Raw genomic sequence first — 10,782 nt, forward strand, 5'->3', positions numbered from 1 at the left:
TATTTTTATAAATAGACCTCGGACCCTTTATCTTTAAATTCTTTAGATTTTTCTTCCATGCCTTTAGCAAATACTTCGTCATCTTTTATTTCATTTACGGCAGCAAAATCTCTGACTTCCTGAGAAATTTTCATAGAGCAGAATTTTGGGCCACACATAGAGCAGAAATGAGCGATTTTAGCACCATCGGCAGGAAGGGTTTCATCGTGGTATTCTCGTGCCAATTCTGGGTCTAGGGCGAGGTTAAATTGGTCTTCCCAACGGAATTCAAATCTAGCCTTGCTAAGCGCGTCATCGCGATGTTGAGCGCCTGGATGTCCTTTTGCAAGGTCTGCGGCATGCGCTGCTAGTTTATAGGTCACTACACCGGTACGTACATCGTCTTTATTAGGTAATCCGAGGTGTTCTTTGGGAGTAACATAGCATAACATAGCACATCCAAACCATCCAATCATAGCGGCACCGATACCAGAGGTAATATGGTCGTAGCCAGGTGCGATATCTGTGGTTAAAGGACCTAAAGTGTAAAAAGGGGCCTCGTCACAAACCTCCAATTGCTTATCCATATTAGCTTTTATCATATGCATAGGTACATGTCCTGGGCCTTCAATAAAGGTTTGTACATCGTGTTTCCATGCTATTTTTGTAAGCTCACCTAGGGTTTCTAACTCGGCAAATTGCGCTTCGTCATTAGCATCGGCAATACAACCAGGACGTAAGCCGTCGCCTAAAGAGAAGGCAACATCGTAAGCCTTCATAATCTCACAAATATCTTCGAAGTGGGTGTATAAGAAGCTTTCTTTATGATGTGCTAAACACCATTTCGCCATTATCGATCCGCCACGAGAAACAATTCCTGTAATGCGGTTTGCGGTCATAGGTACATAGCGTAAACGCACCCCGGCGTGGATGGTAAAGTAATCAACACCTTGCTCGGCTTGTTCGATTAGCGTATCTCTAAAAATCTCCCACGTTAAGTCTTCGGCAACGCCGTTTACTTTTTCTAATGCTTGGTAAATAGGTACTGTTCCGACCGGTACTGGCGAGTTGCGAACAATCCACTCCCGGGTTTCGTGAATGTTTTGTCCTGTAGATAAATCCATGATATTATCGGCTCCCCAACGGCATGCCCATACGGCTTTTTCAACTTCTTCTTCTATAGATGAGGTGGTTGCCGAATTACCAATATTCGCATTTATTTTAACTAAGAAATTACGACCTATAATCATAGGTTCGGCCTCGGGGTGGTTTATATTACTAGGAAGAACGGCACGCCCGCGAGCGATTTCATCTCTTACAAATTCTGGAGTTATTTTATCAGGGATACTAGCTCCAAAGTGCTGTCCCTTATGTTGCTTAGACAAACGTGTCATTTCATCGATTCGCTGATTTTCGCGAATCGCTACATATTCCATTTCTGGTGTAATAATACCTTTTTTTGCATAGTGCATCTGTGATACATTTTCGCCTTTTTTAGCGCGCAAAGGTTTTTTTAAAGAGCCAAAACGCAAGTGGTCTAAACGTTTGTCGTTTAAGCGCGCGTTGCAATATTGAGATGAGAATTTATCTAATTGCTCTACATTACCACGCTCTAAAATCCACGGTTCGCGAATACGATCTATACCACTGTGAACATCGATGGCTTTATTAGGGTCTGTGTAGGGGCCCGACGTATCGTAAACGGTTACCGGCTCGTTAGGTATACGCTTTTTTGTTAGCGAGTCTACCGTGTCACTGAGAGCGATTTCGCGCATTGCAACTTTTATTTCTGGAAATAACTTACCGGAAACATAAATTTTTTGTGAGTTGGGAAACGGATGTCTTGTTATGCCGTTTTGTTTTGGTGCGGTGTCTTTTTTTTTCATAATGGGGTTGAAGTGTGGTTGAAAGGTTACGATTTTTATAGGATAAAAATAGCTTTATGAGTTAACCGCCCTGTGTTGCTGTAATGATTAAAACGTCATCGTTATTCTCGAGTGTCGTTTCAGGCCACTTACGTTTTTGAATGATGGTGTTATTGATGGCAATAGCAATGCCGTTTTGAACACTATCAAGCTGGTTTAAAACCTCTAATAAGGTGATGGGGTGTGAAAAGGAATGTTTTTTTTCGTTTACTGTAATCGTTATCATAGTTTCTAAATTCTTTAATTTAAAAGAATAGACTAGGTTGTATGATAGTTGTGTAAATGAAAAATGCAGAAAGTGAAATACGTTCATAGAAAATGAACATATTAAATCAACTTTTCCCTACGTTGGTATGAGCCAAATCAGGTTCTAAGGTTATTTCTCAAACTATTTCTAGTTACTCCTAAAGTCTATGCCGTAAATGTAATAAATAAACTCTGATAAAGCCTAATGAAAAGTAAACTCTATACTATTTTTGAATAATTAGTCGCTAATTTTTTTAAAGTAGTCGTAGGTTGCTATTTGCGATTGTACTTGGGGTTCACTGCTTTGCACGTAGTTGTTTTTTTGCTCGGGATCTATAATTCGTGCTTTCACATTATCTGCGAGCTGAATATTTAAAACGTCTTTTACGATTTTGAAATTATCGGGATCTAAAACAGGAGCGACAACTTCTATACGGTGAGATAAATTTCGTGTCATCCAATCGGCAGAACCTATAAATAGCTTTTCGTTACCGTCATTATTAAATAAGTAAACCCGGCCGTGTTCTAAATAGCGGTCTAAAATACTGGTTATTGTAATGTTTTCACTCTGTCCTTTAATTCCGGGAACGAGACTACAAATACCGCGAATCAGCAAGCGTATTTTTACTCCCGCATTGCTCGCTTTATAAAGGAGTTGTATCATTTTCTTGTCCTGAAGGCTGTTCATTTTTAAAGTGATTTCACCTTCTTTCCCTGCATGGACTAATGCTATTTCATTTTCCACTAGTCGTGAAAATTTATGTCGTGAGGTGAAAGGTGAAATTAATAATGTTTTAGCTTTTGGAACAATGAGTACTCCTTCAAGAACTAAAAACACGCGATTAAGTTCTTTGCACATCTTTTTGTTTTTGGTCATTAAGCCAAAATCGGTGTATAGCGTTGCTGTTTTTTCGTTAAAATTCCCAGTGGCTATATAGCAGTAGGCTTTAAGTTTATTATTTAACTCACGTTCTATATATAGTATTTTAGAATGCACTTTTATTCCTGGGTAGCTATAAATAACTTTCGCCCCATTCTCAGAGAATGTTTTCCCCCATTTTATATTATTGCTTTCATCAAAACGCGCTTTAGCCTCGATAAAAATAACGACCTTTTTACCGTTTTTTGCTGCTTTAGCAATTGCGGTGTTAAGTCGCGAGGTTTTTGCTAAGCGGTATAAGGTCATTTTAATGGTTTGTACTGCAGGATCCTCAGCGGCTTCTTCAAGCAAGCGTATCACGGGTTCAAAGGACTGGTAGGGATAATGCATGAGTTGGTCCTTAGCATCGATAGCTTCAAATACCGAATCGTAAGCGCTTAGTAATTTATGTGGTAATGGCTTTAAAGGTATATTTGATAATTGCTTTTTTGTGGGGTTTGGAAAACTGAAAAAATCTTTAAAATTATGATAGACACCACCCAATATAATATCTGTATTATAAATGTCTAGTGTTTGCTTAAGAACTGTTTTTAGGTTTTCGGGAGCGTGTTCATCGATAAGCACGCGTGTGGCTTGACCGGTTTCACGTTTTGGAAGTGCATCTTTAATTTTTTGCATTAAATCTCCAGAGAACTCATCTTCAATATACAATTCGGCATCGCGAGATAATTTTAAACCGTAATACTTATGTTGATTGTCCTTTAAGAGGTTATGCTTTAAAATATCGTCTATAAAAGTAATGTAAAAGGTCTCGTCATCTTCCGAAGGAAAAACATAAAATCGCGATTCGTCTGTTGGTATTTCTACCAGTTCTATTACCCTGTCGTCTTTTAGGCAAGCGAGGTAGGATGCTTCATTTTTAGCAAAAAGGGAATCTTTTAAAAAGGCCTCACTTTTTTGAGTATTGAGCTTTCCTTTTAAAGTCTTTTGAAAATAAGTTTCAGCCTGCTTTTGGTGTTTTGGCGAAAAGTCATGGTAGTCGATTAAATGTATATTCTCGGCTTTTAGATCGGGAATAATTTCATTGTAGAAGGCGTCACCAAATTCTTTTTGTTGCAAGTGGACTTGCTTTTTAATTTCTTTTAAAACAGCATTCGGCTTGGTAACCAATTTTTTACGCAATGGTTTTTCAAGGTCTTTAACTTGTCGGATATCAGAAACACGAACCTTAAAAAATTCATCTAAATTAGAAGAGAAAATAGCCAAGAAGTTAATGCGCTCATAGAGCGGATTTTTCTTATCTCTAATTTCTTGTAAAACACGATGGTTAAATCGCAACCACGAAAGATCTCGGTGAAAATATTTAGAATTGTAAAGTTTGCTCATGTATTAAGGAATAATGAGCAATTTACAGGAATAGAACTAAAATTATGTAAGAATTTTGTTAACTTTTTTAGAATAAGCCGTTGATTTCGGCGTCAATTTTATTTAGAATAAAACCTAAATCTTCAGGGTTGGCAACGAAATCAATATCGTCGACGTCGATAATTAGTAATTTACCTTTGTCATAACCCGTTATCCATGCTTCATAGCGTTCGTTAAGTCGGCTTAGGTAGTCTATACTAATAGAGTTTTCATAGTCGCGACCGCGTTTGTGGATTTGAGATACTAAATTAGATATCGAACTGCGTAGGTAGATTAATAAATCTGGCCCTTGAACAAAGCCTTCCATAAGATTAAATAAGGAAGTGTAATTTTCAAAATCACGATTCGTCATCAGTCCCATAGCATGAAGATTGGGAGCGAAAATATGTGCGTCTTCGTAAATGGTTCGGTCTTGAATAATGTCTTTACCACTTTCTCTAATTTGTGCGACTTGACGGAAACGGCTATTTAAAAAATAGACTTGCAAGTTAAAACTCCAGCGTTCCATTTGATTGTAGAAATCATCCAAATAGGGGTTGTCTACAACGTCTTCAAGTTGAGCTTCCCATTTGTAATGTTTTGCTAGTAATTTTGTAAGCGTAGTTTTTCCTGCGCCAATATTTCCGGCAATTGCAACGTGCATATTATTTCGTTTTTAGTTGGTAATGGTAAAGAAATTCACCGTCGTAAATATAAAGGATTCCGTTGGTTAGAAAAAACTGTTTTATTAACAAATTCGGGACTTCTATTTCTTTTAAAGTTTTAGAGTTTTTAGGTAAATATAATAAGCTATCCCCTTTTTTTATAACGATATTTTCATTGCTTTCTGAAATGGATGAATATCCGTCATTTTTAATTTTATAAACTAAACTTCCAAAATAGTTATATTGGTATAAAAAGTTATTGGTTAGAAGCCAACTTCCATTAAAATTACTCGTTAAATCTAAAACGCTACTCTGCACCGGTTGGGTGGTTGCCCGTGTACTATTGTTACTATAGTCGTATAATTCTAAATGTTGCAGGTCTTGGTTGAAAATCCAAAATGTATGGTCGCTACCTGTAGAGATATGACTAATATTTTTGTATATTTTGTTACTATTAAAGTCAATTTTATAGATTTCCGCCAGTCTGTTATCTAAAATAATAACGGTGTTAAAGGCTTGATAAAACACATTTATTTTTAAAGGATTAAAGCTGTTTGCAGAGGTGAGTGTACCCAACTGAATATTACTATACGTTATTTCTTTAGTGCTGCTTTTTTTTATAAGCACATTGTTTTTTATATAAAATAAGTCGCCAAAAGCATCTACTCCAATAACGGCATCGGCTTTAAGTTTTGTCTTTTTAATAAATGATGTGCTCAACGGTTCTTGAGCAAAACAAGTGGCAGAGAGAAAAAATAAGAAGTATAAAAGGTGTTTCATATGGATTTGAAAAGTACAAAAATTGAACCAAAGTGAGCTACTTATTTTGTAGATAGCGGCTATTACCGAAGTCTTAAAGATAGTAGTTTAACATTACTTTAACACTTGTGAATTTAACATTTGTGTGTAAATACCGTCTTACTGATAATACTAATTTAATAATTGTCTTTAAAATGAATGACTTACACAAAAAAATAATTAAAACAGCCGTCGTGTGTTTTGCAATCTTTGCTTCAACGCTAACCATGGCCCAACAAGATTTTCAAGGCGTGGCCACGTATCAATCTAAAACCACTATTGATTTAGATAAATGGGGTGGCGATAAAATGAGTCCTGAACGTAAGAAGATGATTATGGAGCGTATGAAAAGTATGTTCGAAAAAACGTTTATGCTAACATTTAATAGAACAGAATCTATTTATAAGGAGGATGAGAAGCTTGCTGCACCTGGTGCTGGAGGAGGAGGATTTCGTGGTATGATGGGGAGTTTTACTGCGGGAGCTCAATATAAAAATGTAAAAGAAGGTCAGTTTTTACAAGATCAAGAGTTTTTTGGAAAGCAATTTTTAATTAATGATGAGTTAGAAAAATTAGAATGGAAAATGACTGGTGAGACCAAACAAATTGGTCAGTACATGTGTATGAAAGCTGTTGCTACTAAAAAGGTCGATGACATGGATTTCTCGAATATGAGACGAAGAGACCGTAATAAAGATGACGATAAAAAAGGAAAAGATTCTAGTGCTGTAGCTAAGGCAGACGAGCCTAAAGATATGATGGACGAGATTGAAATTCCTGAAGAAATCGAAGTTGTTGCGTGGTATACCATGCAAATCCCAGTAAATCAAGGTCCAGGAGAGTTTTGGGGCTTACCTGGTTTAATTTTAGAGGTTAGCTCAGGTAGGACTACAGTTTTATGTTCTAAAATTGTTTTAAATCCAGATGAGAAAACCGAAATAAAAAAACCGAGTAAAGGTAAAGTGGTTACCAAACAAGAATATGCCGATATCGTAAAGCAAAAAGTAGAAGAGATGCGCGAGATGTATGGTGGTAGAAATCGAGGTGGTTTTAGACATTAATTAAAGGGTAATTCTATAGAACCAATGAAAAACAACCTATTTCTGTTACTACTATTAGTAACAAGCGCAACTTTTGCACAAGTAAAATTTGAGGGTACCGTAAAAGACAGTATCGGAACCCCCTTAGAATTAGCTAATGTGGTAGCTATTAACCAAGCCACAAAAATTATGGATGCTTACGGTATTACCAATGCCGATGGGAGATATAAATTAGCATTAACAAAAAATACCACCTATACTATTCAAGTTAGTTATATAGGCTATAAAACCGAAGAGCGTGTTATTCAAGTTCAAGACACCGATATCGAGCGTAACTATTCGCTGCAAACCGATAATTCGTTAGACGAAGTAGAAATTGTTTACGAAATGCCAGTAACGGTAAAAGGAGATACTATTATTTATAACGCCGATTCTTTTAAAAATGGAACCGAACGCAAACTGGAGGATATTTTAAAAAAATTACCAGGAGTAGAGGTTAACGACGACGGTGAAATAGAAGTCGAAGGTAAGAAAGTGACAAAAGTAATGGTTGAAGGGAAAGATTTTTTCGATGGAGATTCTAAATTAGCCACAAAAAATATTCCTTCTAATGCAGTAGATAAAGTTCAAGTATTAAAAAACTTTTCTAGTGTGGGTCAACTTAGCGGGGTAACTAATAACCAAGATAATATTGCAATCAATATTAAACTAAAAGAAGGTAAAGACAACTTTTGGTTTGGTACGGTGACCGCCGGTGGTGGTGACTCTAGCAATAATAGTTTGTATTTAGTACAACCAAAATTATTTTATTACAGTACCAAGTACAGTATTAATCTTATCGGGGATTTAAATAATATTGGAGAGGTCGCTTTTACACGTCGCGATTATTTCAATTTTACTGGAGGCTTTAAAATGCCTAGCGAAACCAGTGGAACAAACCTGAATTTAGGAAATAATAACCTTGGATTTCTAGCGCTTCAAAACAATAAAGCGAAAGATATAAATACGAAGTTTGGTGCTGCTAACTTTAGTATGTCACCAAATAAAGCACTTGATCTTAGTGGTTTTGCGATTTTCTCAAACTCTAGAATTCAATTGCAAGAAAATAACTCTGTGCAGTACACCGACGCCGACTTTAATATTCCCAATGAAACTACAGCAAGTGCAACCAAGCAAAGCAGCGATTTAGGAATGCTAAAATTAAGTGCTAAATACAAACCGAATACAAATAATCAAATGGATTATGATGTGTTAGGTCGTGTGTCTAAAGAAACTCAAGATCAAAATTTCTTGTCTTCAGAAATCGGAAGCATCAATCAAATAGAAAAAACAAAACCGTTTAGTATCAATCAAAATTTAAATTACTATTACACGGCTAACGAAAATAATATTTTCGCCTTCTCTGGTCAGCATTTGTTACAAGATGAAGATCCGTTTTATAACGCATTCTTAGAAGATAAAGCCAATTATAATTCCACAGCAAACGGTTTGGGATTAGATAATATGCAGGTGGGTTATGATATCGCTCAAGAAAAGCGTGTAAAATCCAATCAGGTGGATGCTAAAGTGGACTATTGGAATGTGATAAATTCAAAAAGCAATATCAACTTAACGTTGGGAACTATTTACAGTCAGCAAAATTTTAATTCAAACCTGTTTCAGTTTTTAGACGATGGTAGTGAGTATAACCCGACACCGATTATTAATAATGGTCTCGATCTAAACGATACAAAATACACGTTTAGTGATATGTATTTAGGAGCGCACTATAGATTTATAACGGGTAAATTTACTTTTACTCCAGGGCTTTCAGCGCACGCTTATAGCTCTAAAAACGAGCAATTTGGAAGTGAGTACAAAAATGCTTTTACACGCGTATTGCCAGATTTTAATATGCGTATTCAGCTAAAAAAGAGTGAGCAGCTGATTTTAAATTATCGTATGCAGACGGAATTTACGGATGTTACTGACTTAGCTCGCGGTGTTGTTTTAAATAATTATAACGCCCTTGCTGTTGGTAATCCTGAGTTAGAAAGTGCTTTATCTCACGCCGTTAACTTAGCGTATTTTAGTTTTAATATGTTTAATTATACCAATGTGTTCGCCAATATTGGATACACTAAAAATATCGACCGTATTCGTAATACTTCGGTTTTCGAACCAGGAAGTGTGATTAGCCTAAGCGCCCCTTTTAATTCCGATTTTGCCGATGAGAGTGTAAACGTAAGCGGACGTTTTCAACGTTCTTTCGGAAAGTTAAAAGCATCGGTAAGTGGTAATTTTAGCTATGCGAAATTCAATCAGTTTATCAATAATAAAGTGTCTACTAACGAAAATTATACGCAAACCTATCGTGCGGGATTAAGTACTAATTATCGCAATGCACCAAATTTTGATATCGGCTACCGTTTTACGCTTCAAGATAACGATCAGGGAGCAACGCGTTCTAAGTTTTATACGCATGCACCTTCAGTAGATTTCGATGCCTTAATTTTAAAACGTTTTACGTTTAGAACCGATTATACGTTTAATGACTTTAGAAATAAGGAAGAATCGATTAATAGTTACGAATTCTGGAACGCCTCTTTATCGTATAGAAAAACTAAAGATAGTAAGTTTGAATACGAGGTAAAAGCAACGAATTTATTAGATACCAAATCTCAAAATAACACGAGTACAAATGCGTTTTCGGTGAGTGCTACCGAGTATTATATTCAGCCGCGATTTGTAACGTTTAGAGTGATTTACAGTCTGTAGTTTTTGGGTGTTCCCCTAAAGGGGCGCGTCTTCGCTACTCACTCTTTTTACTAAAAAAGTAAAAAGGAGTTTAAACAAACCGCTCAACCGCTAACACAAAACACACCACTAATTATCTTTCGAGATAACGAGTGGTGTGTTTGCTTTTATAAGATTCTGGTTTTTATAAGCTTGTAAAAAGAATGTAAAATGTAAGAGTATATGGTGAGTCCATCTTTTTGAACATATTATAATTAGAATAAAATTTCACCTTAAAACAAACAGCCGTTTATATTCAAGAAATCATAAATGGCGATAAGTCTTGCCGCTAGCGCTTTTCTTAATTTTAGGTTTCTAGAATAAGAAAAAAGCTCCACGCTTTCCATTATAATTTATAAGCTTCTCTAAAACGACTAGAATCATCAAAGTTGTAAGATGGTAATCTATATGTATTATAAAAACCTAAACTATTGATTTTAAACCCTTCAATAAAAATGAAGGGTTTTTTATTAATAAAGAGGTAAAAAAAACACGAAAACGCTTTGTGTATAACTAAAACTTAAATATATTTGCCATCGGTTTTGGGGAGATACTCAAGCGGCCAACGAGGGCAGACTGTAAATCTGCTGACTACGTCTTCGCAGGTTCGAATCCTGCTCTCCCCACAAAACTAAAAGTCTGCAATTTATTGCGGACTTTTTTTATACGCGAAATTCAGCTTTTTAAAGTCATAAAAAAAACGGATCATTCCTAAATGTTGTGTTTAGGCAAAAATTGTGGTCAATCTATAAAGGAAGAATTCTACATTTTTTACACCTCTGAACTGAGCTCTAAAAGCTTTTATTTTAGCATTAAATGATTCAGCGGATGCGTTTGTGCTTCTATTTATAAAATAGTTTAGGATCGATTTATAATTGAGGGATATAGTGTTGGCAATTGTATTGAATGACCTGAAGCCCGTGTTTTCAACGTCTTTGTACCAATGTGCCATTTTTGTGTATGCTATTTGTATAGAAGTTGTCTTATTGAATATATTTCTGAGTCCCTGTACTAGGTCGAAAGCGACCTTTATATCGGGATATTGGGCGAATAATATTTTGCTTCTTTCG

Annotated in this window: 8 protein-coding genes, 1 tRNA gene and 1 riboswitch; of the genes, 3 read left to right on the top strand and 6 right to left on the bottom strand. The window is 36.0% G+C overall.

Going from position 1 to position 10,782, the window contains the following annotated elements; all coding sequences use genetic code 11:
- Positions 1-5: 5 nt before the first annotated feature.
- The 5 genes from thiC to BLV64_RS11260 all read right to left on the bottom strand — a co-directional run bounded on the left by thiC (position 6) and on the right by BLV64_RS11260 (position 5,879).
- Positions 6-1,865, bottom strand: a complete 1,860-nt coding sequence (gene thiC, locus BLV64_RS11240) for a phosphomethylpyrimidine synthase ThiC (protein WP_092135423.1) — start codon at positions 1,863-1,865, stop codon at positions 6-8.
- Positions 1,866-1,926: 61 nt separating this feature from the next.
- The gene (thiS, locus tag BLV64_RS11245) at positions 1,927-2,217 is read right to left on the bottom strand and encodes a sulfur carrier protein ThiS (protein ID WP_245705907.1); all 291 of its coding nucleotides are present in this window, start codon (positions 2,215-2,217) and stop codon (positions 1,927-1,929) included.
- Positions 2,218-2,227: 10 nt separating this feature from the next.
- A riboswitch (TPP riboswitch) is annotated at positions 2,228-2,320 on the bottom strand.
- Positions 2,321-2,388: 68 nt separating this feature from the next.
- Complete coding sequence (gene ppk1 / locus BLV64_RS11250) at positions 2,389-4,416, bottom strand: polyphosphate kinase 1 (RefSeq protein WP_092135428.1); 2,028 nt, start codon at positions 4,414-4,416, stop codon at positions 2,389-2,391.
- A 67-nt stretch (positions 4,417-4,483) separates the two neighbouring features.
- Positions 4,484-5,098, bottom strand: a complete 615-nt coding sequence (locus BLV64_RS11255) for a deoxynucleoside kinase (RefSeq protein ID WP_092135430.1) — start codon at positions 5,096-5,098, stop codon at positions 4,484-4,486.
- Between the two features lies 1 nt (position 5,099).
- The gene (locus tag BLV64_RS11260) at positions 5,100-5,879 is read right to left on the bottom strand and encodes a hypothetical protein (protein WP_092135433.1); all 780 of its coding nucleotides are present in this window, start codon (positions 5,877-5,879) and stop codon (positions 5,100-5,102) included.
- Positions 5,880-6,052: 173 nt separating this feature from the next.
- Here BLV64_RS11260 and BLV64_RS11265 point away from each other — a divergent pair, with 173 nt between their 5' ends.
- The 3 genes from BLV64_RS11265 to BLV64_RS11275 all read left to right on the top strand — a co-directional run bounded on the left by BLV64_RS11265 (position 6,053) and on the right by BLV64_RS11275 (position 10,338).
- Positions 6,053-6,958 (top strand): GLPGLI family protein, encoded by a 906-nt coding sequence (locus BLV64_RS11265; RefSeq protein ID WP_092135436.1) that lies wholly within the window; start codon positions 6,053-6,055, stop codon positions 6,956-6,958.
- Between the two features lie 24 nt (positions 6,959-6,982).
- Entirely contained in the window at positions 6,983-9,694 is a 2,712-nt protein-coding gene (locus BLV64_RS11270; protein ID WP_092135439.1) for a carboxypeptidase regulatory-like domain-containing protein, read from the top strand.
- Between the two features lie 562 nt (positions 9,695-10,256).
- Positions 10,257-10,338 (top strand) — tRNA-Tyr (locus tag BLV64_RS11275).
- A gap of 98 nt (positions 10,339-10,436) precedes the next feature.
- On the opposite strand, the gene BLV64_RS11280 is transcribed toward BLV64_RS11275, so the two are convergent.
- A partial coding sequence (locus BLV64_RS11280) for a transposase (RefSeq protein ID WP_245705908.1) occupies positions 10,437-10,782 on the bottom strand: 346 nt, incomplete at its 5' end.

Origin of the sequence: Bizionia paragorgiae (assembly GCF_900107625.1) — a bacterium.
GTDB lineage: Bacteria > Bacteroidota > Bacteroidia > Flavobacteriales > Flavobacteriaceae > Bizionia > Bizionia paragorgiae.